This is a genomic window from Butyrivibrio sp. (assembly GCF_017940685.1).
Taxonomy (GTDB): Bacteria; Bacillota; Clostridia; order Lachnospirales; family Lachnospiraceae; genus Butyrivibrio.
This window is the reverse complement of record NZ_JAGAYD010000044.1, coordinates 1-23,220: the sequence shown is the minus strand read 5'-3', so window position 1 is coordinate 23,220 and position 23,220 is coordinate 1. Positions and strand designations below refer to the sequence as shown.

General features: G+C 42.4%; 21 protein-coding genes. 4 read left to right on the top strand and 17 right to left on the bottom strand.

The annotated features are described in order from the left end of the window. The first annotated feature begins 55 nt into the window (after positions 1–55). Together pyrB and J6I68_RS03140 are read left to right on the top strand one after the other, a co-directional pair. Positions 56–976: an aspartate carbamoyltransferase gene (pyrB, locus tag J6I68_RS03145; RefSeq protein WP_292217320.1), complete on the top strand. Its 921-nt coding sequence runs from the start codon at positions 56–58 to the stop codon at positions 974–976. A gap of 19 nt (positions 977–995) precedes the next feature. Continuing rightward, on the top strand, positions 996–1,439 hold the full coding sequence (locus J6I68_RS03140; protein ID WP_292217319.1) for an aspartate carbamoyltransferase regulatory subunit: 444 nt from the start codon (positions 996–998) through the stop codon (positions 1,437–1,439). 47 nt (positions 1,440–1,486) lie between these two features. Here the strand turns inward: J6I68_RS03140 and J6I68_RS03135 are convergent, their stop codons facing one another. After that, positions 1,487–1,657: a hypothetical protein gene (locus J6I68_RS03135; RefSeq protein ID WP_292203234.1), complete on the bottom strand. Its 171-nt coding sequence runs from the start codon at positions 1,655–1,657 to the stop codon at positions 1,487–1,489. 30 nt (positions 1,658–1,687) lie between these two features. Further along, positions 1,688–2,251, bottom strand: coding sequence for a CAP domain-containing protein (locus tag J6I68_RS03130; protein WP_292217317.1), 564 nt, complete (start codon positions 2,249–2,251; stop codon positions 1,688–1,690). A 210-nt stretch (positions 2,252–2,461) separates the two neighbouring features. Between J6I68_RS03130 and J6I68_RS03125 the strand changes: the two genes are divergently transcribed. Then, positions 2,462–3,769, top strand: a complete 1,308-nt coding sequence (locus tag J6I68_RS03125; protein ID WP_292217315.1) for a Y-family DNA polymerase — start codon at positions 2,462–2,464, stop codon at positions 3,767–3,769. A 51-nt stretch (positions 3,770–3,820) separates the two neighbouring features. Here the strand turns inward: J6I68_RS03125 and J6I68_RS03120 are convergent, their stop codons facing one another. The 6 genes from J6I68_RS03120 to J6I68_RS03095 all read right to left on the bottom strand — a co-directional run bounded on the left by J6I68_RS03120 (position 3,821) and on the right by J6I68_RS03095 (position 12,165). Further along, positions 3,821–4,069, bottom strand: a complete 249-nt coding sequence (locus J6I68_RS03120; protein ID WP_292217311.1) for a hypothetical protein — start codon at positions 4,067–4,069, stop codon at positions 3,821–3,823. A gap of 10 nt (positions 4,070–4,079) precedes the next feature. Continuing rightward, on the bottom strand, positions 4,080–5,507 hold the full coding sequence (locus tag J6I68_RS03115) for a M56 family metallopeptidase (protein WP_292217309.1): 1,428 nt from the start codon (positions 5,505–5,507) through the stop codon (positions 4,080–4,082). Positions 5,508–5,538: 31 nt separating this feature from the next. Then, positions 5,539–5,892 (bottom strand): BlaI/MecI/CopY family transcriptional regulator, encoded by a 354-nt coding sequence (locus tag J6I68_RS03110; RefSeq protein WP_292217306.1) that lies wholly within the window; start codon positions 5,890–5,892, stop codon positions 5,539–5,541. Between the two features lie 128 nt (positions 5,893–6,020). Then, the gene (locus J6I68_RS03105; RefSeq protein WP_292217303.1) at positions 6,021–7,406 is read right to left on the bottom strand and encodes a PhoH family protein; all 1,386 of its coding nucleotides are present in this window, start codon (positions 7,404–7,406) and stop codon (positions 6,021–6,023) included. Between the two features lie 70 nt (positions 7,407–7,476). After that, positions 7,477–10,371, bottom strand: coding sequence for an ATP-binding response regulator (locus J6I68_RS03100; protein WP_292217301.1), 2,895 nt, complete (start codon positions 10,369–10,371; stop codon positions 7,477–7,479). Positions 10,372–10,521: 150 nt separating this feature from the next. Further along, the gene (locus J6I68_RS03095) at positions 10,522–12,165 is read right to left on the bottom strand and encodes a SulP family inorganic anion transporter (RefSeq protein WP_292217299.1); all 1,644 of its coding nucleotides are present in this window, start codon (positions 12,163–12,165) and stop codon (positions 10,522–10,524) included. A gap of 137 nt (positions 12,166–12,302) precedes the next feature. On the opposite strand from J6I68_RS03095, the gene J6I68_RS03090 reads away from it, so the two are divergent. Then, a complete protein-coding gene (locus J6I68_RS03090) occupies positions 12,303–12,845 on the top strand; it encodes a Crp/Fnr family transcriptional regulator (RefSeq protein WP_292217296.1) in 543 nt (180 codons plus the stop codon). An 86-nt stretch (positions 12,846–12,931) separates the two neighbouring features. Here the strand turns inward: J6I68_RS03090 and J6I68_RS03085 are convergent, their stop codons facing one another. The 9 genes from J6I68_RS03085 to J6I68_RS03045 form a co-directional block, all read right to left on the bottom strand. Beyond that, positions 12,932–14,815, bottom strand: a complete 1,884-nt coding sequence (locus J6I68_RS03085) for a peptide ABC transporter substrate-binding protein (protein WP_292217293.1) — start codon at positions 14,813–14,815, stop codon at positions 12,932–12,934. 75 nt (positions 14,816–14,890) lie between these two features. Next, complete coding sequence (locus tag J6I68_RS03080) at positions 14,891–15,880, bottom strand: ABC transporter ATP-binding protein (RefSeq protein ID WP_292217291.1); 990 nt, start codon at positions 15,878–15,880, stop codon at positions 14,891–14,893. Then, on the bottom strand, positions 15,880–16,866 hold the full coding sequence (locus J6I68_RS03075; RefSeq protein ID WP_292217288.1) for an ABC transporter ATP-binding protein: 987 nt from the start codon (positions 16,864–16,866) through the stop codon (positions 15,880–15,882). Before J6I68_RS03075 ends, J6I68_RS03080 begins: the two co-directional genes overlap by 1 nt. 59 nt (positions 16,867–16,925) lie before the next feature. Next, positions 16,926–17,984: an ABC transporter permease gene (locus tag J6I68_RS03070; protein ID WP_292217285.1), complete on the bottom strand. Its 1,059-nt coding sequence runs from the start codon at positions 17,982–17,984 to the stop codon at positions 16,926–16,928. A gap of 37 nt (positions 17,985–18,021) precedes the next feature. Continuing rightward, positions 18,022–18,951 carry an ABC transporter permease gene (locus J6I68_RS03065; RefSeq protein ID WP_292217282.1) on the bottom strand — a complete coding sequence of 310 codons (930 nt, stop codon included), beginning with the start codon at positions 18,949–18,951 and terminating at the stop codon, positions 18,022–18,024. 388 nt (positions 18,952–19,339) lie between these two features. Further along, positions 19,340–20,107: a flagellin gene (locus J6I68_RS03060; protein ID WP_292217279.1), complete on the bottom strand. Its 768-nt coding sequence runs from the start codon at positions 20,105–20,107 to the stop codon at positions 19,340–19,342. 400 nt (positions 20,108–20,507) lie between these two features. Next, positions 20,508–21,182: a DUF4956 domain-containing protein gene (locus J6I68_RS03055; RefSeq protein ID WP_292217276.1), complete on the bottom strand. Its 675-nt coding sequence runs from the start codon at positions 21,180–21,182 to the stop codon at positions 20,508–20,510. After that, positions 21,179–21,901: a polyphosphate polymerase domain-containing protein gene (locus J6I68_RS03050; protein WP_292217275.1), complete on the bottom strand. Its 723-nt coding sequence runs from the start codon at positions 21,899–21,901 to the stop codon at positions 21,179–21,181. The genes J6I68_RS03055 and J6I68_RS03050 overlap by 4 nt, the downstream gene beginning before the upstream one ends. A gap of 8 nt (positions 21,902–21,909) precedes the next feature. After that, positions 21,910–23,220 (bottom strand): CotH kinase family protein (locus J6I68_RS03045; RefSeq protein ID WP_292217273.1); only part of this gene is annotated, 1,311 nt, incomplete at its 5' end.

The following is a 23,220-nucleotide window of genomic DNA, read 5'->3' as shown; positions in this document are numbered from 1 at the left end:
TCTTTCGGGGTACGCGCTTAAATTTAGATTATTATTCATAAAGATGGGAGAACGTATGGAAAAATTAAGACACATGATGAATCCACTCGATTTTTCAGTGGAGGAGCTGGAGGACCTCTTTGATCTTGCAGGTGAGATTGAAAAAGACCTGCCAGGCTTTTCGCACAAGTGCGATGGCAAGATCCTGGCCACCTGCTTCTATGAGCCAAGTACAAGGACAAGGCTCTCTTTTGAAACAGCTATGATCCGCCTGGGAGGACAGGTCATTGGCTTTGCAGACGCAAACTCCTCTTCTGCAGCAAAAGGGGAAAGCGTTGCAGATACCATAAGAGTTATATCCTGCTTTGCAGATATCTGCGCCATGAGACATCCTAAGGAAGGTGCGCCAATGGTTGCTGCTTCCAAGTCATCTATCCCTGTGATCAACGCAGGAGACGGAGGACATCAGCATCCAACCCAGACACTGACTGACCTTCTAACAATCAGGTCTCTATATGGAAGCCTTAAAAACTTCACTATAGGTCTTTGCGGCGACCTTAAGTTTGGCAGAACAGTCCACTCTCTCATAAATGCCCTGAGCCGCTACGAGGGCATCAGGTTTATCTTCATATCACCTAAGGAACTTAAGGTTCCTGACTACATCACTGAGATGCTGCGCCAAAAGAACATTCCATACGAAGAAGTTATAAAGCTTGAAGAAGTAATGCCACAGCTGGATTTTTTGTACATGACAAGAGTCCAGAAAGAGCGTTTCTTTAATGAAGAAGACTACATAAGACTTCGCAATTTCTATATCCTTGATAAAGAAAAAATGGCTCTGGCAAAAGAAAAGATGTTTATCCTCCACCCTCTTCCAAGAGTCAACGAGATTTCCGTAGAAATAGACAACGATCCAAGAGCTGCTTACTTTAAACAGGTTCAGTACGGCATGTACGTAAGAATGGCTCTGATACTGACATTACTTGGGATCAAATAATATTAAAGAGAGGTTAATTATGTTAAATATTGGAAAAATAGAAGAAGGCTTTGTTCTTGACCACATTCAGGCTGGCAAGAGCATGCAGATATACAGACACCTTGGTCTTGATAAGCTGGATTCAACTGTAGCTATCATCAAAAACGCAAAGAGTAAAGCCATGGGCAAAAAAGATATCTTAAAGGTTGAGTGCGACATCGACTCTCTGGACCTTGACGTTTTGGCATTTATCGATCACAACATCACTGTAAACGTTATCAAGGACGGCGTTATCATCGAAAAGAGATCACTGGTCCTTCCAAAGCAGATAACCGGAGTCATAAAGTGTCACAACCCAAGATGTATCTCCTCCATCGAGCAAGAACTTCCTCAGATCTTTTATCTTGCAGATGAAGAAAATGAAATCTACCGCTGCAGATACTGCGATGAGAAGTACTCTGAAGGCGACGCAAATAACCTGTAATATAAACCATAAAGGCCTGGGCAAAAGCCCAGGCCTTTTATAGTACGTTACTTGATGTATCCATTTTGTCTGTTGTAGATATCGTCGCGATTTTTTTCACGGCGCTTCTCCTCGCCACGGAGCATTTCCTGCATGTAGGGATTGTCATTGGAACCGCCTACAGACAGTGGCCTCGTCTCATTGTTGATATAGATATCTTTCGAAGATTTTCCAAACATATCTATCCCCCCTTTTATGAGATTAAATTTTTAATATCCGAACTCTTGAGCCCAATACCAGCTGCCGCCGTCGTCCTGGAATACTGCGATACCTACAGTCTTGTATCCACCATCCATAATGTTAGCCTTATGTGTTGGTGAATTCATCCATGCTGTGTATACGCTGTCAGCAGAACTGTAAAGTTTAGCAAGGTTTTCGCCGTACTGAACATTACTGTCAACTGTCCAGAATGCTGATCCATCAGGTCTTGTGTGTGAAAATGATGATCTGCACTCCTGTGCACGTACTCTTGCTGCATCTGTAAGTGGCTCGCTCCATGCAAGTGTTGCAAGTCCCTGAGCAGCTCTTGTCTGATTCATCATGTTGAATACTGCTGTACAAGCATCAACAGCAGCCTGTGTAGATGAAGCAGATCCTGCAAGTGCGATAGCCTGGTTATCAATCCAGATCTCACCTGCGCCCTCTTCCAATCCTCTGGTAGCAGCCTGGTCATCAATAACAGCTTCCTTGGTTGCTCCACACGCTACAAGTGTGAATGTAAGAACAGCTGTAAGTGCCACTGCTACGATTCTTTTAAACTGAACCTTTCTCATAACATTCGCTCCTATACTTATAAACACAATTATGGAAATCCCATACTCCTATATATATACTATCTTAATTTTCCTATGTATTCAACAATTCTTCGATTGAAAATACACAAAAAAGACATAATAATTTCACGCAAAAGTGAAATTAATGAAATTTTATTATAATCTCATTTACGCCTTGAAGCGAACAGGCGTTCTTGGTATCCTATAAGTATGGATAACAACCACGTTTATGACTATGACAAGTACATATTCCACATTGATGTCAACTCCGCCTTTCTGTCCTGGTCTGCCCTTAAGAAGCTGCGTGAGGATCCGGATGGCGTAGATCTTAGGACCATTCCATCTGCTGTAGGCGGTGATGTAAAGAAACGACATGGAATCATAACTGCCAAGTCAATTCCAGCCAAAAAGTATGGAATTGTCACTGGTGAGCCTGTCGTTAAAGCCCTTGAGAAGTGTCCCCATCTGGTTTTAGTTCAGTCGGACTTTAATACCTACAGGGAATATTCTCATGCCTTTATCGATATTTTAAACAAGTACTCACCTCTTGTCCAGCAGATGTCAATTGATGAAGCTTTTGTTGATATCTCAGGACTAAAAGAGGTTTACGGATACCTTGAGACACAGGAATACCCTTATCCTATCTGCCTTGCCAAAAAGATAAAAGATGAAATAAGAGACTCTCTGGGATTTACAGTTAACGTTGGTATTTCCTGTAATAAGCTCCTGTCCAAGATGGCCAGCGACTTTACCAAGCCTGACAGGATCCATACTCTTTTCCCTGAGGAAATACAGGATAAGATGTGGCCTCTGCCCATCGGAGATCTCTTTGGATGTGGCAAGCAGACTGCTGCAAGACTACAGAATATAGGAATCAGGACAATTGGCGATGCTGCTACCTCAGATCCTGAAATGCTTATTTCCTTCCTTGGAGCTAACGCCGGAAGTTATATCTATAGAAGTGCCAACGGCTTTGGAAGCGCCGAGGTGACAGATACTTACGAGGATGCCAAGAGTTATTCCAATGAGACCACTTTAAAAAATGACTTAAACGCAGATGGCTATGATAAAGATATCGTTCCAATCCTTAAGTTCCTGTCAGAGAAGGTTTCCGGAAGGCTTAAGAGAGACAATGTCTATGGACGCACCATTACTGTTTCCGTTAAGACCGGCAATTTCAAGCGCCACTCAGCCCAGCTTCAGCTGGAGAGCTCCATCTGCGACGAACAGAATATCTACAAGTATTCAAAAGAACTATGTGACAAGCTTCTTCTTGGAGATGAAGGTCTTTTCATAAAGGGCGAGACTGTCCGCCTTGTAGGTGTCGGAGTAAGTAAGCTTGACGATGGTTCTTATCAGCAGCTAAGCCTCTTTGACAATAATATGATGTCTCAAGGCAGTAATAATTCTCAATTCTCCAATACTCCAAACAGAGAGAAACAGAAAAAGCTGGATGCCATGACCGAAAAACTGAAAAAAGAATTTGGCAAGGATATAATAAAAAAGGGCCATCTCTGAGCTTATATGAACAAGCGTCAAGAGACAGGCCCTTATCTTTTTTGTTTTTTCTTAGGATGCATCCTGAACTGACTCAGGCAGGCTTTCAAGAAGTGAGTTTACTGGTATTGGTCTAAAATCTACCCCAAGGACCATCATTGACTCCTCCTCCACATACATATCGTACATCATCCACTCAGTAGAAAAAGTAATCTCGAAAAATCCGTCCTTGTGACCTACAAGTACGTTCTTCATCTCTTTTTCTAAAATACCTGCTTCCTTTGCCGCTGCAAAAATAACCATGTTTCTCTTATCTGCCATGATATCCTCCTTACCATCCAAGTATGCTGTCAACTAGTCCCAATGTGTCTGTGGTAATACTAAATGCGGTGTCTACTGCAGTGTCAGCAATTTCTCCATCTATCAAAATGCCATCTGTCACTTCGTCTACGATATCTTCTGTAACATTAACAACTTCTTTTACAGGTTCTACAGAAGTCAGCTTGTTTAAGTCATCTGCTGAAACACTGACATGGGTGTTTCCCTCTTTTACATCTACAGAAGCTCCTTTACCGTTGTCTTCGATTTTTACTTCAGAAGGAACACTTGAAGTGCTTTTTTCTATCTCATCAGCTTTCGCCTGTTGCCCAACTTTTACTTCCTCTGATTCCTCTTTCCACCTTATTTCTTCTATTCTGGTCCTGGCCATTACTGGCTCTGCTATAGCCTCCACATTCTCTGTTCTTATTCTGTCAGGGGCAGATACTACGTCAATTTTATAGGGGGTTATGGTAACCTTATCTGCTGCTCTTGTAAAAGAGCAGGTGGCAAGTGTTCCTGTTATCGCAACCAGCAAAAGTACAAGATAGAATGTAGGTTTTTTGTAATTAAAGATCTGCCTGATCCTGGTACCCACTGCAACTTCTCCGAAGGCTACAGGGTATACCATCATCCTTCTTTTTTTAGTGCTGCAGGATAACAGTGACTCTGCGTAGGATTTCTTTTCATCTGTAGACATGGTGCTGATAACTCTCTCATCGCAGGCAAGCTCTATATCTCTGCAAAACAAGATATAAGAAAGCCACACAAACGGGTTAAACCAGTGGATAGTCAGGATAAAAAAGCCAAGGCCTTTTCTTAAGTGATCCATTCTTTTAAGATGTGCCTTCTCATGGGCTATTACATTGACAATTGTGTCGTGGTCAAGGCCTGATGGCAGGTAGATCACGGGTTTTACAAGTCCAAATATAAAAGGTGTATCTATGTCATCACATACGTAAACCTTATCGCTGGATCTGTATCTGATGGACACTCTTGTCTTTAACCTAATAGAAATGTAACTGTATAATGCATAGCCAAAAGCCATGATCATACCCACAATCCAAAGGATTGTAAGGTAACTTAGTGTTCCCTTTTTCTGATCCAGAGTAGTCTTAGAAATCCCGCCACCGTCAGCTAAAGCCTCGTTTTTGGTCAGCTCTGAAGAAGGTAAAACAGTATCTTCAGAGGTATACACGCTGCTGTCATTTAAAGCTTCCCTGCCTGTAACAAGACTTGTAACCTGTCCAAAATCAGGCATAAAGCCAAGACCTGATTCCACCTGAAGTGGCACAAGAAGCCTAAGTGCCACAATAGTCCACAATACCCCCATGAACCACTTTGGCGCTTTTTTCAGCGGTATCCTAAGAAGTGTTACCGCAACTATCAAAAGAACAGCCGCCATACTCATCTCAAGTACTTTACTAAAGATTAGCCCCATACTCTTTCCCTCTCGCCTTCACATGATGCCTTTACTGAATCTTATCAATGATACTCCGTATTTCCTCAATGTCTTTTCTTGATAGTTGTTGATGTGAGGTAAACGCTGCCAAAAAAGCTGGTAGTGAGCCCCCAAATGCCTCGTCTACAAATTCCTCGCTCTTTTTTGTGTAAAAATCTTCCTTGGAAATCCTGGAAGTAACAATTCCCTCCACGTTCTGGAACAGTCCCTTGTCACAGAGTTTTTTAAGGACCGTATAGGTTGTGGACTTCTTCCAGTCAAACCTCTCCGCGCAGAGCTTAACAAGTTCACCTGATCCAACAGGTTCCTTCTCCCAGATGAGCTCTGCAAACTTCATCTGTACTTCTCCAAATTCTACAGCCATAGTTAATTATCTCCGTTGGTCTATTCGATATCGACTTGACAAGTTTAGTTTATACCCAATAGACCAAGCTGTCAAGCACAAAAAAACTGGCACTGCGAAAGCATCGCAGTGCCAGTAAATAGCTATATTTAGCCCTTATCTCTCATTCTCTCAATAGCATCCATAGCAAGGAGGCTTCGCTCACACTCTGATGCAGAAAGAGATATCTGCCATGCAAAGGGGCTCCCCTTCATATGCTCTGATGCATAAGAAAGTCCGTTGGTCCTCTCATCAAGGAAAGGTCTGTCGATCTGGTTAGGATCTCCAAGAAGGATGATCTTGGTGTCCTTACCTGCTCTTGTAATGATACCCTTTGCCTGAGTAGGTGTCATGTTCTGGGCTTCATCAATGATGAGGTAGGTCTTTAAGATGGAACGGCCTCTGATGAAGTTTAGGGCCTCACACTGAACTATACCTCTTTCAAAGACTTCATCAGTCTTGCCCTGAAGCTCTTTTTCATCCTTGTATCTCTCCTCCTCGTTGGAGTCGATAAGCTGCTCAAGGTTATCTATGATAGGCCTCATAAGTGGTGAAATCTTCTCCTGCTCATCACCAGGTAAAAATCCGATGTCGTCATCAAACTGGGAATTTGGTCTGCACACAAGGATTCTTCTGTACTCACCTGTTGGGCGGTTGATCATCTTCTCAAGTCCTACAGCTAGTGAGTAGAAGGTCTTGGCCGTTCCTGCCATACCCTTGACTATTACAAGGGGAGCCACGTCAGCTGGCTGCATCAGGGCTTCCTGAAGGAAGTACTGACCGGCATTTCTTGGCTTAACGCCGTAAGGCTGGCTCTTTTCGTACTCGAGCTTTTTGATCATGCCCTTTGAAACTCTTCCCATCTGAGTCTTGGAAAGTGACTGATCTGCTCTTACTATTACAAATTCGTTCTCATAAAGCTCCGGAGCATATTTATTGCCATCTTCATCACAGCAGTAAACCTTGTCTACCGGAATGCCTTTTTTCTTGAAATCCTTAAATACATCTTCAGGGGCATACACATCAATCCTGCCGCTGTACTGATCTCCTTCTCCTGCAACCTGCTCGGTTGTGAAATCCTCTGATTTAATGCCAAGGAGCTGAGCCTTTATACGCATCAGAATGTCCTTGGTAACAAGAATTACCTGTTCCTTACTAGTCTCTTTAAGTCCCTTGCACACCTTAAGTATGCGGTTGTCAGACTTATAGTCTGCCATATCCTTGGGAAGCTCCACATCCTTGAAGTTCTTCTCAACCCTGAGAAGCCCTCCATTATCAAGCTCCACACCAGCTACCAGATCTCCTGCGCCACGCAGCTGCTCTAAGATCCTGATAGCTTCTCTGACATTAGCTCCTCTCTCACCCTCATCTCTCTTGTGAGTATCAAGCTCCTCCAAGACTACCAGCGGAAGAACGACCTCGTTATCATCAAAACACTTCAGAGCGTGAGGTGCCTGAATCAAAACGTTGGTGTCCAGTACGTAGATCTTCTTCATGCGTAGATCCCCCTCTATTTGTATGACTTGTAAACACATTATACCATATATTGTGTTTTCAAGTAAACATTTAGCCAAGGATCCTTGTAAGCTCCTCCAACATCTTTTTTACGTCTATTGGCTTGGCTATATGGCCGTCCATTCCTGCTTCTTTAGCTTTTCGGATGTCCTCATAGAAGGCATTGGCTGTCATTGCCACGATAGGCACCTGTGAAGCCACGGGATCAGGAAGGCTCCTTATGGCCATGGTGGCTTCATAGCCGTTAAGAAGTGGCATCTGGACATCCATAAGGATAACGTCAAAATGCCCCGGGGTACTATTTCTTACAATCTCCACTGCTTCCTGGCCATTTTCAGCCTGTTCAACTGTAAAGCCATTGCGCTCAAGAAGCTTTACTGCAATTTTCCTGTTTGTTGGCATGTCGTCTACCAAAAGAGCTGTTTTGCCAGTAAAATCTATGATACTTGGCCTGTTTGCCTGGGACTCTTTTGCCTTCTTTATATCTTCCTCTGACTGAAGTTGTAGTTCAAGCTTTATGACATACTCTGTGCCCTTTCCCTTTTCGGACTTAACATCTATAGTTCCGCCCATCATATCTACAATTCTTTTAACAATGCTCATTCCAAGGCCGGTTCCACGTATGCCGCTTACTGCCGTATCATCCTCTCTTTCAAAGGCGTCAAAAACCCTATCTACAAACTCCTTGGACATTCCAATTCCATTGTCCTTTACGCTTATCTCATATAATGCCTTTTCCTTTATCCTTTGCTTTTCTTCTTTTACCGAAGCTGTGACCTTGCCACCTTCAGGAGTGAACTTGTAGGCATTGCTCACAAGATTTAGAAGCACCCTGTTTAACCTGTTCTTGTCGCAGTACACGTACTCATTGCTGATTCCTTCTGTATCCACAATGTACTCGATCTTCTTTTCTCTCATAAGAGTTGAAAAGAGATCCCTAAGATCATCCATTGTGCTCTTTAGATTCACCGGAACCAGCTCAAGCTCCATCTTGCCACTCTCTATGCGGCTCATTTCCAGTACATCATTTATAAGGGCAAGAAGGTGTTTACTGGAGGCCTTGATCTTAGAAAGGTATTCCTGCAGTTCCTCATAGGTCGATGCCTCATTCTCTGCAAGGTCGATATACCCTATTATGGCATTCATGGGAGTTCTGATGTCGTGGGACATGTTGGATAAAAAGACAGTCTTAGCCCGGCTTCTTTCATTTGCTTTGGCAATCTCAATCTCTGCAGAATGCTGTCTCTTTGACATGATAGTGTAAATACTGAACATGATCACAAGAGAAATGATATTAAGGCTCATCTGAACGATTATGTTTTTGGTGATCTTAAGGTCAGTCTGAGCAAGAAGGCCAGCTATATAGTTTTCCGTTTCCTCAATCTCGCTTATGCTCCTGCCTCCGGCGTGCTGTTCATAATATGAGCTGATCTCAGAGACCACCTGTGCTGTCATCTCATCAGTAGCTCTTTTAACCCACATCAGGGACGTCAGGAATATAAGGAACAAAAGACCTATCCACACAATGGTAGACTTACCAAAGCGCTTTTTACCATCTCTCTCAAAGATTATCCTAAAACAAAGAAATCCCAGGATGCTCCAGGTAGCCAGGATAAGGTAGCTCTCTGTGGACATACCATCTGCAAAGATAAGCATGAAATAGACCATAAAAAGAACAGATAATACAGCCCCGGCTATTCCCGTGACCATGATCTCAGTGTTTTTCTCTTTTTTTGCAATAAGATAAGCATCCACAGAAGTGTATGCGTACGCAATTGCAGCACCAATGGTGTTGACGTCTATGATCCACCCAATGGCAGTCCTTCCAAGGAAGGGGATCAAAGTTGATATCCCCATAAGGAATAAAAGTGCATTTCTGGGAATGAAATCGCTGTTGACTTCTCCAAACCATTTTGGTAGCATTCCATAATCAGCCATGGAGTAAAGAAGCCTTGATGCGGCTATAAAGTTACCGATAAGGCCTGTTAAAATAGCTGCCAGTGCAGCTGTTCCCAAAATGTATACGCCCACATTTCCCAAAGCGCTGTATGCGCCGTAAAAAGTCGGAAGGCCCTTAACGCCGTCAAATTCTCCAAGCCTTTTCATATACTCATCCCATCTTGTGATACCATCTGGAAATGCCTTAACTGCCAGCTGAGACAGCGCAACATAGGAAAAGACAGAGGTAAAAATAGCTGCTGTCATGATCAGAAGCGAATGCTTTGCAGAAAACTTAAAGCCTGCTGTGGAGTTTGAAATTGATTCAAAGCCCACGAAGGCCCAGGGAGAAAGAGCTATTATGAAAAGGAACTGACGAAGAGGCGTTCCATTATTACGGGCGAACATTGGCTCGGGAATTGTGTGCATAACACTCTGATCAGCTCCAGCAGCCACTACCACCACTGTTATTCCAAGAACCAGAACAATTGCAAGAACAACCTGAACTGAAACAGCAAGGCGCTTTGAATTGATGCACAGTGATCCGCAGATAAGCACAGCTACTATTGACAGCAAAATCTCCCCAAAATAAACATCATACCCAAGGATCTTATAGTAAAAGCCAAATTGAAATGTGCTGCCAAAGAGATTTTTGCTGATCAGCGCAAGTGCTGATGCATTGGCCCAAATGATTGCTATGTAAACAAGCATCAGATACCAGGCACTCATGAATCCATGATCGTACCCAAGTGTTTTGACGGTGTAAGTAAGGGTTCCACCGTAGTCATCAAATCTGTTCATCAGAAAATGATAGTTGATACCAATGATGAACATGACAAAGGCTCCAAGGATAAGCCCAAAGCATGTTCCTACTGGTCCTGCTGAGGGCAGGAACGTTGTTCCTGGCATTACAAAAGCTCCCCATCCAACTGCACATCCGAAGGAAAGCGCCCAAACGTGTAACGGAGAAAGATATCTGTCAAAGCCGGTTTTATTTGCTTTTTCCATTCAGTCACCTCTTTAAAAAACGTGGCTACCCATAAGTATCAATATCACATTTATATTCTAATACAATTTCATTATATTTAGTTTCTTTTCCATTCATTTTTATTATCTTTTTAATAAAAAAACACCGGGGAACCATCCCCGGTGCAATGCTTAAATCTCTGCTGCTCTCTTAAGAGCTTCATCAATATGTGGAAGGAAGTTTTCTCTTCCTACAAGTTCTACAAATCCGTCTTTTTCCATTGTGCTAAGTGGCTGCTCGTTTACGTGTGAGAATACAAGCTGTACGCCATTGTTTTTGCACTTTTCATAGAGCTGTTCAAAGGAGTGCATGGCAGTTGCATCAATTGCTGGCACACCACGCATACGGATAACAAGCGCTCTTGTGAAATCCTTGATACTGATGTCTGCTATAAGGTCAGCATCGCCAAAGAACATTGGTCCGCTGATCTCATAAACTCTTACGTGCTTAGGTATCTCTTTAAGCTCTGGACCATCAGGATCATCGTCCGGATCATAGTACTTCCATCCACGGATTCCTGACTCCTCGCTCATTCTCTTCATGAATAAGAGGCAGGCAAGAACCATGCCGATCTCAATAGCTACAACAAGGTCAAATACGATAGTAAGTACAAATGTGATGACAAGTACAATGGTGTCGCTCTTTGGAGCTGTCTTAACAAGATGTACAAAAGTTCTCCACTGGCACATATTGTAAGCCACCATGAACAGGATTGCAGCAATTGTTGGCATAGGGATAAGTGCTGCGTAAGGCATAAGGACTAAAAGAACCAGTACAAGGCAAAGTGAATGAACCATACCTGCTACAGGTGTACGTCCGCCGTTTTTGATGTTTGCTGCTGTTCTGGCAATAGCTCCAGTAGCTGGGATTCCTCCAAAAAGTGCTGAACCAATATTACCAGCACCCTGTGCAATAAGCTCCATGTTTGATCTGTGGTGTGAGTTGATCATACTGTCTGCTACAACACAGGATAAAAGAGATTCTATAGCCGCAAGAATAGCTATTGTAAAGCCATCTCCTGCCACAGACCTGATAGTTGAAAGGCTGAAGGCTGGAACCTTTAAGGTTGGAAGCGCGCCTTTTATCTCGTAGAGGTCTCCAATAGTATTTACATTCATGTTAAGGAACTTGACCATCAGGATTCCAACGATTACTGCAATAAGTGATCCAGGAATCTTCTGGTTGATCTTGGGCCATACAATCTGGATTGCCAGGCAGATAAGTCCTACAATAAGTGCCTGAAGATTGAAGGTTGAAATATTTTTTACGATGGCTGCGGCTTTATCCATAGTTTCAACAGTTGCTGTTCCAGCCGGATATGTAAGTCCAAGGAAATCCTTGACCTGTCCGATAGCAATTGTAACCGCTATTCCTGCCGTAAAACCGGTTGTAATAGTATATGGGATAAACTTAATGAGCGTTCCAAGTCTAAATAGTCCCATTAGTATCAGAAGGATACCAGCGAAGATCGTTGCAAGTGCAAGACCCTCCATTCCCTTTGTAGCAACAATACCAGCAACGATTGTGGCAAAAGCTGCTGTAGGGCCAGCTATCTGTACTCTGCTTCCTCCCAGGAAGGAAATGATAAATCCAGCCACAATTGCAGTATAAAGGCCCTCTTCCGGACCTACTCCGGATGCAAGAGCCAGAGCAATAGACAGTGGCAGTGCGATGATGGCAACAATTATTCCAGCCACAACATCACTTACAAACTGCTTCCCGGTATAGCTCTTTAAGTTGGAAAACAGCATCGGTTTAAGCTTATCCTTTTTCATAATCTTCTCCTCAAAAACAATCTTAGTGCTACGTTTTAACACAGTTTGTAATTATATTCTTATTACATAAAAGCGTCAAACGAAAATGCAAAAAACATGTATAATATTATTAACAAAAAACTATTAGAGGTGCGGGTATGGATAACAATAAGCAAAATAGCGCCATAGGTGATAATACCTATGAAGGAAAAGCCATTGTCACTTTCCCAGCTGATAGTCTTATCCTCAAGGAAGGTGAAGTCAATCTTGATCTTTATAAGATCATACAGGGCAGAGCTGAAATATATGTAGGCTACGGAACTGAAAACGAAGTTCTCCTTGGCATCATCGGACCTGGTGCATGTATTGGTGAGCTGGGACTACTTATGCAGCTGCCTGCCATCTATACAGTAATTGCCTTCTCTGATGTTTATGCAATGAGGGTAACTGAAGAGCGCATGGGCAACTTCATAACTGAAAACCAGTCTTCTGTTCTCCAGATCATGAAAAACATGGCCAAGACCATGGCCATTATGCAGCATCAGATCTATGCTCTTGGTGAAGAGCTTAATACTTACACCAAGAAAAATGAAGATGCTTATGAAGAGGCCAAAAGAGATCTTCTTAAGAGTCTTTACAATCCAAATGGATCAGGTATGCATGGCAAGATGTACTATCTTGGAGGCAACAAGAAAAACTGATAAGTCTTTTTATGATCTACACATACAAATTAAAAAAGAGCCACGGGAAATCCCGTGGCTCTTTGAATGTCCAGCCTAATTTATGATCAGCCAGTAATTGTGCAGTACATGAAGTACTTGTATCCAAGAGGACTTGAGAAGAAGCCCTGAACGTTCTTGTTGATCATGTAAAGGTCTGTGTAGTAGTAGATAGGGCAGATGCAACCTGTTGACATAAGAAGGTCCTCAGCTCTGTGCATAAGCTCATAGCGAGTCTTAGTGTCTGTGCAGGTCTTGATGTCGCCAATAAGTACATCATATGTCTCTGACCATGTTCCGTTCTCAACCTTTGTGTCATAGCCAAGGTCTGTGATGTCAAGTGAGTATGCAGCAACGTTTGCGTTGTCACCCTTACCAAACTGAACATCGTTGTTACCTGACTGTGTTGTCCACATATCAAGGAATGAAATAGGATCGTTGTAGTCACCAAGCCAACCGTTACGAGCGATTGAGTAGTTACCAGCCTTACGTGTATCAAGGAATGTAGCCCACTCCTGGTTCTCAAGGTTCAATGTGATGCCGATACCAGCAAATGTTGACTGAATAGCCTCACCAATTGCCTTGTGACCCTCTGATGTGTTGTAGAGGTATACAAGACTTGGGAAGTCTGTGAACTGCTGAGTAGCCTCATCAAATGTGTAGTACTTCTTAAGAGTATCAAGTGCTGCGTTCCAGTTAGCCTCGTAAGCTGCCTCAGATACATCATAGTATCCAGAGAAGCTGCTGCTTGGGCCAGCGTTCTGATAGAACTGTGATCCGTCAGCATCTGTAAGACCCATAGCTACGAATGAAGAAGCAGGAACCTGTCCGCCCTGTGCGATATCGTTAACGATGTAGTTTCTGTCGATAAGAAGTGCAAGTGCGTTACGGATCTCGTTCTCTGCGTTAGCCTTGTCAGCACCTGTAAGTGTGCTTCCTGCAGGAAGGATCTCTTCGTTGATGTTCCAGCATACATAGTATGTACCAAGCTGACCAGCTGTTACGAACTCATCAGGATATGTCTCCTTAAGAGAAGCGATCTCGTTTGTAGGAACATCATCGATCATCTGCCAGTCACCATTCTCGAAGTTAGCGAGCTGGTTGTTAGCATCATCTGAAAGATAGAAGTTGATCTGATTCATTGTTACCTTGTCAGCATCAACAAAGTTCTCATTCTTTGTAAGAGTGATAACTGAGTTGTGATCCCATGCTGTCATTGTGTAAGCACCATTGTTTACATATGTTGAAGGATCTGTAGCCCATGCTTCGTTAGAAACAACATCCTCACGTACAGGCATGTATGTAGGGAATGCAAGAAGCTCATTCCAGTAAGCAATAGAGTTTACAAGTGTTACTTCAAGAGTCTTGTCATCAACAGCTGTTACATTGAGCTTCTCATCGCCTGTAGCGCCATCAGCCCAGATGTCTGCATAGCCATCAACAACTTCGAACATGTAACCATAGTCAGCAGCAAGAGCCTGGCTTGCAGCACGGTTCCATGCGAATACGAAATCACCTGCAGTTACAGGCTGGCCATCTGACCATGTAAGACCATCCTTAAGTGTGTAGGTGTAAGTTACTGTACCATCCTCGTTTTCAACACCCTCAACAAGTTCCTGAGCGCAGTCTGGCTGAAGCTCAAGGTTACCATTTGCATCAAGTCCCCACTTAGCAAGACCTGAGAAAAGGTGGTTGATCATTGTAGCACCATCTACTGCAGAGTTAAGTGCTGGATCAAGTGATGCAGGCTCAGAAGCAAGGCAAACGTTAATTACCTGCTCGCCTACTGGCTCAGCTGCTGGAGCATCTGCGTTTGCGCTATCAGCTGGTGCAGACTCTGTAGCCTGTGTATCAGCTGGAGCTGTCTCAGTGCTTGTAGCGGACTGACCGCAAGCAGCAAGGCTGAGTACCATGCATGATGCAAGTACCAAAGAAACTAACTTCTTTTTCATAATTTTCCTCCTTATTATGAATGTTTTTTATATCATAAACATGATAAACAGTTATCTGCATATCACATGTATGAACTAGTTGATATCAGCCACATGATGGCATGCAACAAAGTGACCCTTTGAAACCTCTTTGAACTCTGGCATACTCTCTGCGCAGTCTCCCTTGCAGTATGCACATCTGGTTCTGAAAGGACATCCAGATGGAGCGTTCAAAGGACTAGGTATATCGCCTGATAAAACAATTCTCTTATTAGCTCTTGCAATCTTAGGATCAGGAACAGGAACTGCAGAAAGAAGTGACTTACTGTATGGATGAAGTGGATTGTTGTAAATCTCATCTGCATCAGCCAGCTCAACCATCTTTCCAAGGTACATAACTGCTATTCTGTTACTGATATGTCTTACTACCAACAGGTCGTGAGCGATAAAGAGATATGTAAGTCCAAGTCTCTCCTGGAGCTCATCAAACATATTGATAACCTGGGCCTGAATTGAAACATCAAGAGCTGATACAGGTTCATCACATACGATAAACTCCGGGTTAACTGCAAGGCTTCTTGCAATACCGATACGCTGTCTCTGTCCGCCTGAGAACTCGTGGGCATATCTTGAAGCATGCTCTGAGTTAAGTCCGACATATCCCATAAGTTCAAGGATTCTGTCTCTTCTCTGCTCCTTGGTAGTATAAAGACCATGTACGTCCAAAGGCTCAGCAATAATGTCTGATACTGTCATTCTTGGGTTTAATGATGAATAAGGATCCTGGAAAACCATAGTAGCTTTTTTACGGAATTCCTTGATATCTTCCTTAGTCTTAATAAGCTTACCATCGTACCAGATCTCACCATCTGTAGGCTTGTAGAGGTTTAAGATAGTACGTCCTACTGTGGTCTTACCACAGCCTGACTCTCCTACCAGGCCAAGAGTCTCTCCCTTCTTAATAGAAAAAGACACATCATCTACAGCCTTAAGTGGCTTGGTCTTAAAGAAGCCAACGTTTACATTGAAGTATTCCTTGAGGTGCTTGATATCCACAAGGTTTTTCTCTGTTAAAATCTCGCTCATTACTGTTCACCGCCTTCCATCAGCTTCTTGACATTCATCCAGCAGCCTGCAGCATGATCATCATTGATCTGCATGCGTTCTGCTCTCTCACGAAGGCAGATCTTCATAGCATTGTCACATCTTGGTGCAAAAGGACATCCCTTAGGCATATTGAGAAGGTCAATAGGTGTACCTGTGATAGGCTCAAGCTTCTTGCCCTCTCTTCCCTCTGTAGGAATTGAACGAAGAAGTCCCTTTGTATATTCATGGCAGGGATTGTAGAAAATCTCATCTGCTGTTCCCTGCTCGCAGATTGAACCTGCGTACATAACGATAACTTCGTCACACATCTGGGCAACAACGCCAAGGTCATGTGTGATCATGATGATAGCCATTCCAAGCTCTTTCTGAAGTGACTTCATAAGATCAAGGATCTGAGCCTGGATAGTAACATCCAGTGCAGTTGTAGGCTCATCGGCAATAAGAATATCAGGCTCACATGCAAGGGCCATAGCGATCATAACTCTCTGTCTCATACCACCTGAGAACTCATGAGGATACTGATTCATTCTCTTTTCAGGCTCATTGACGTTAACGAGCTTAAGCATCTCGATGGCACGTTCTTTTGCCTGTTCCTTATTTCTATCTGTATGAAGGAGTATTGCCTCCATAAGCTGATGTCCAATTGTATATGTAGGGTTAAGACTTGTCATAGGATCCTGGAAGATAATAGACACCTTGTTTCCACGGACTGTCTTCATTACCTTCTCGCCTGCGCCAACCAGTTCCTGTCCATCAAGCTTAATAGAACCTGAAACTATCTTGCCAGCACCTGCCAGGATCTGCATGATCGAATATGCTGTAACTGACTTACCACTACCTGACTCTCCAACAATGCCAAGAACCTTACCTCTGTCCAGATTGAAGGATATTCCATTAACTGCCTTGACCTCACCTGCATCTGTGAAGAATGAGGTATGCAGATCTCTTACTTCAAGTAAATTCATTTTATAGCCTCCGAAATAGTATAGCGAGTGTGCAATCCGCACAAAAGAAACGCAGTTTCTTATGTGTCAAGTTTAGGGTCAAACGCATCACGAAGTCCATCACCGAAAAGGTTCAGTGAAAGAACAATAAGTGAAATAACGATTGCCGGAATGACCAGTCTGTAAGGATATGATGAAATACCATTAAGCGCATCAGATGCCAGTGAACCAAGCGAAGGCATAGGCGCATTTACACCAAGTCCAAGGAATGAAAGGTAGCTCTCAGTAAAGATAGCACTTGGAATCTGAAGTGCTGTTGAAATGATGATAACTGAGAAGCAGTTAGGGATCAGATGCTTTAAGATGATCCACTTGCCTTTAGCTCCCGCTGCCTCAGCAGCAAGAACATATTCCTGCTCACGAAGTGACAATATCTGTCCTCTTATGAGTCTTGCCATTGAAACCCAGTAAAGAACACCAAAGACGATGAACAAACTGATAATATTCGATCCAATCTTGGATAATACCGTTCCGTCCAAAGCTCCTTCCATAACAACCTTAAGAACTGATGACAGAAGGATAACCATAAGCATATCAGGTAGCGAATATATGATATCGACTATTCGCATTATCACAAGGTCCACGACTCCGCCGGCGTATCCTGCTACAGAACCAATTGTCATACCTATGATAAGAACGATGATGCTGGCAAAGAAACCAACTGCAAGAGAAATACGAGTTCCGTAAACCACACGGATGAAATAATCTCTTCCCTGAGAGTCAGTTCCAAATACGTGAGGAATAACGCTCTCTCCTGCTTCCATTCTCTTTATCTCAGATCTTCCATATTCAAAAGGTCTAAGATCTTTAAAGCTGTTATCGACTGGCTTACCAGGTGTCATTCCAAGCATCTGGTCATATGAATAAGGCCAGAACATAGGAATAAAGATAGCTGCCAGTGTGATGATCACTATAATAAAGAAACAAACTGTAGCAACCTTGTTCTTAAGAAGTCTCTTTACAGAATCCTTAAAGAAAGTAGATGATGGTCGCATCTGTACCATATATTCTTTTTCAGCCTCGGTAGCAGGAATGAAATCATCCATATTTACCTGGGCACTGAGCTTTGAAATGTCCATTTTATTTCTCCTATACTTTATTTTCAGTTTTATCTGATTACTCTAATGTGATTCTCGGATCAACTACCTTGTACATGATATCGCCCACAAGGTTCATGATAACGATCAGTGTTGCAAGAACAATAGTGGTTCCCATAACAAGAGGGTAATCACGACCTGTGATGCTGTTTACGAAGGCACGTCCGATTCCTGGAACCGCAAAGATCTGCTCTACTACGAGAGATCCTGTAACGATACCCGCAAGCATAGGTCCGAAATAAGTGATAACAGGTATAAGTGAATTCTTAAGAGCATGTCCAAAGATGATCTTAACGCCGGATACACCCTTGGCCTTGGCAGTTCTGATATAGTCCTGACCAAGAACCTCCAGCATTGAAGATCTTGTAAGTCTTGTAATGTATGCCATTGGATAAAGTGACAAAGTGATTACGGGAAGGACAAGTCCATTTTTTGAAGCTCCATTTGCAGGGAACCACTTCAGGTTAATGGCAAATGCTATAAGAAGAAGTGAGCCCATAATAAATGAAGGCATAGATACAAATGCAGTTGTGATGATCATGATGATCCTGTCGATGAGCTTGTTTCTGCGAAGCGCAGCAACAGATCCAAGGATAACACCGCAGATAAGTGCAATTACTGCAGCGATAAGTCCAAGCTTGGCAGATGTCTTCATTCCATCAAGGATGATGTCGTTGACATTTCTACCTCTCTGCTTAAGTGAAGGACCAAAATCGAACTTGGTAACAATATCTCCTAAATATGTAATGTACTGAACTCCAAGTGGCTTATCCAATCCATACTTGGCTTCCATGGCCTGCATGACAGTTTCACTTACTGCCTTCTCACCAGTGAATGGTCCGCCTGGAACAGCGTGCATTACAAAGAAAGTGACTGTAATAACCACCCAAATTGTAACGATTGCAAGGAGAATTCTCTTTACAATGTACATTAAAGTCTTAGTATTCATAGCGTCTCCAACCCATTTCTAAAATCTTAGGTCTTGCATATTCATCCCCACAAAGCGTTAACGCTTTGCCGTGCTAAATTATTAAGTTATAACATAAAAAATGCAATTACGCACAGTCTATGTACGTCATTGCACCTGAAGATCAACTTCTATTATGCAAGCCTTGTTTAGTGTAGAATTTATATTACTTTATGTCAAGTATTGGACAGTAAAATCGCTACAACTGATTAATATAGATCAAGAATTTACCACCAAAAGACACTTGTCTTTGTGCTGCGGACACTTTTAGCAATATGTTTTTTACAATTATTTGGCTAAAAAGTATAAAAAGATGCCCGCGTACAAATGATATACGCAGGCACCCTTTTTATATGAATCCTCCCATTATTTACATGAATACAGAAAGCTTTTTCTGCGCGTCATCTTCCATCTGCATTTTCTGGAGAGTATTCTGATATGTATCCAGCACTTGCTGGGTCTTCATCTTCTGATAAGCTTCTATACTGTTGCTCTCTTCCTTGTCCATCTGATATCCATTAAGCTCAAGAGCTGCATGGGAATTATAAGTAAGAGCATAGTCAACTCCATTGGTCTGTGCACCAACCTCTGTTCTGGAAGAAGTAACCTTCTCAAGAGCCTTGTCGATGTCTGCCATATCAAAGTCTTTTGTGACATCATAATTCTCAATTCCAAGAGCCTTAAGAGTAGAATCTGTTGTTGATACCTGCTTTTCACCGCCATTTCCATCTGTGGCAATTGAGAGCTTGTCATCGCCATTAAGGAGCTGCTTTTCATTGAAGGTTGTATTCCCAGCAATGTCCTCAATGCCCTGCATGTACTCTTCTATCTGAGCCTGTATCGATTGCTTGTCATCATCAGACAAGGTTCCGTTCATAGCCTTTACAGACAATTCCTTTATGGACTGAAGGTAATCTGTAACCTGATCAAGGGCACCATCCTCAATCTTAAGAAGTGATTCTCCGTCTTTGAGATTCTCTGCTCCCTGGTCAAGGCCTCTTACCTGTGACTCTGTCTTTTCCTGTATAGCCAGTCCTGCTGCATCCTCGGATGCCTTAGTTATCTTTCCACCACCTGTTATTGTCGAATATGATGAATAATCATTATAGCCTGAAGAAATAGCACCTACACTACTCATAGCCTGCCTCCTTGCCAAAAAAGAAAACACTACATCTTTCTAAGCCTATAGTATTAACAATCTTTAGAATAATCCATAGAAAATCGATCTTTTTTGCGTCAAAATGAAAGGGAATTTCAATAAAGAAGCCGTACTTCAGTAACTTAATCTCCCTGTATTTCTTTTGTTTATTAAGTTTGTTTTTATTTTAGAATAGGTTATATTTCTTTTAGAGTTCTGACATAATTTGGCAAAATATTCCGTTTAATATAATACTCATCAGAAGACAAAAACTTCTGAACCCCCAACAATACTTTTTTTCATACACGGGTTGTCTGGTTCCCCACCCGACAACCCCTCCTCCCAAAAAAATACCACCTGCAAAAGCAGGTGGTTTTCTTATGTCTGTCAGGTTTATTTATCAGATCCTTACTTCACCCTCGTGGGTAAGAAGAGATACATTCACAACTGATTCCAGTTCACCAAGGCTTCTGATAAGGTCTTTTTCTGTGGTGGTTGCAACCTCTACTATCATATCAAGGCCGCTCTTTTTAAGGTTTCTGCTCTTGATCTTATAGCCCTTGCTGTTATCAGCGATTCTCTTTACTATTTCATCCTCTGAGCCTGCATCTGTACTGTTTACAACAAGCACATATGGCTTCTTATTTAATGGAATAAGCTCAAGGATAAGAATTCCTGCTGTAACCAAAAGAGCTACAACTACAGCCAGCTCAAAAAGTCCTGCTCCGCAGATGATACCTTCACCAATTGACCAGAAAAGGAATAACAGATCCATGGTGTCCTTGATGGCTGTTCTAAATCTTACGATTGAAAGTGCACCAACCATACCAAGGGAAATGACGATACTTGACTGCATTGCCAGGATAATTCCCGCTGTAACTACGGAGATCATAGCCATTGCAATATGGAAGCTTCTGTTGTAAAGAGAAGTCTTATTGATAAGCTTGTAGATCAAAAACAGGTAAAGTCCTATGCAAAATGTAAAAGCAAGTACAGCCACGATCTGGCTCACAGGGATATCATTTGCAGTAAATCCCTCAAATATCGATTTTTTAAGTGCGTCCTGAAAACTCATAATAATTCTCCAATCTGTTCATAATTTCTTCTGGCCATGGTGTATTTTGAAAAGGCCGTTCTCTGAAGTGATCCTATCTCTAAAACCTGCTGGATGTACTCTGGCAGGAATTCATCGTATTTAACTTCCAGTATGTGAGCTCCCGACGGAAGAACCGGTCTTGCGCAGACATCCTTTTCAAAGAATCTGTCCACATATTCTGAAGCACCAATGTTCTTATCAAAGGTGATCCTCACATTGCCGACTCTCTCAACAAAAGCCTGCCTCTCGTACTCGACGATAGTCACAGGGTGTAGCAAAGACGTATTCATCTTAGCATAGAGCTTCTTAAAAAGAAATCCTTCTTCCTTAAGAAGGCACTCAGAATTTAAAACAGCTCTTCCTGCACTACATCCATCCCTTAAAAGAGTCTCTACTGTGTTCTTGCCTATTACAGCAGATTCCTTGTGGGTCAGACCGCTTTTCTTGCTTTTTTCCTCAAGCCTTATAAAAGCGTCATCTCTTTCATAGGTGCGGATCCTGAACTTTTCTCTTTCGTCAACTCCGGCTTCATTCTCTAAGAGAGCGCTGTCATCTGCGTCATCAAAATAGACGCTTCGGATAAGATACCCTCCGCCGCTTGAGTGCTCATCATAGTCCATCATCTCTTTTAAGCGGTTTGTAAGATATGCAATTTGATCTTCATATATAAAATACTTATCTTCTACTCTGTAATACATTCTATCGTTTACTCTTTACTTAAAAACTTAAGCCTTTCTCTGATAAAAGTCTTAAGCTCTTCATACTCCTTGTGGTCTCCGGATACATATCCATTTTCCTCATACATATCTCTCCAGCGGATACTATCCATTTTAGCGGAGGCCATAAGTTCTTTTTCATAAGTATCTATGCCCTCATCTGCAAGATACTCCATAAATGGCAAGGCCATATCCATGTAGTACCTTTTGACTACGCTTAAAAACTCTTCGTTTTGGGCAAGCTCTCTATAGTATATACTAGAATGATCGGAAAGGTAAAGCCTTGTTATACCTGTGGCGTCCTCGTTGTAATACTCCATCCACTCAAGATAATTGCCAAGACTCATATCAAAGTCCCAGCCAGGCCCAGCATAAAGCTTGCCATCTATGCTGTCGGAATCCTTGTAGTAATAACAGCTGCTTACTCCGCCGTCATAGTTCTTGGTCACTTCTTCAACAAGATATCTCTTGGCAAAAGAGTCTACATCAACGATAGTTCCCAGAGGCTCATGTCCAAGTATCTCCTTCTCAGCTTCTTCAAAAAACTGAGAAATATAGTTTATCTCATTTTTGCTGCAGTACTGAGGAGAAATAACAATAAAATGCTCATCGTTACTGGTGATAAAACCATTTTTAAAGTACTGGTACTCCAGATTGTACCTGTCGCCAAATTCTCTTTCAACAAGATATCCGCCAGTGATATCGGCTGTACCGTCCGGAATATTCCATCCCTTTATAAGAGGCGTCTCATATGGGCTCAGAGCCTTACTGTTTAATTCAGAAACGACTCTGTTCTGGCTGATATCAATATCAGTGATATTTACCCTGTCTGTTCCGACCTCGATGCTGGGGCAAAGATAGTAATTGCCCATGTAGTCCCCATTTATATAAAGGTCCACAAACCTGCCCTCTCCTGCAAAGGGCACTCCCACAGCCTTTTCAAGGTCTCTTGCTATGGCATTTCTGATAAGAGTCGCATCAGATGCGTTTGAAATAAAGGCGTAGTCCTTGCCATTACCAAGTCCCAGAACTGATGCTTCCTTTTCAAGCTTGATCTTAAAGGGTTTCTTGTCCCAGTTGTTCCAGGAGTAATTGCCTCGGCCCTTGATAAACTCAAGACCAAGACTTGTATCCACATTTCCATCCTTGTCAAAAACTGTGATCCTGCCTGATTCCTTGTAGTCTTTGTCCGCAAGAATGGCGTCAAGGCTCTTAGACCTTGTAGTTACGAAAACCGATGCAAGGTTTTCTGATCTAAGATAGTTGATCTCATGTTTTTTGGCTTCATAAGACAACTTAAG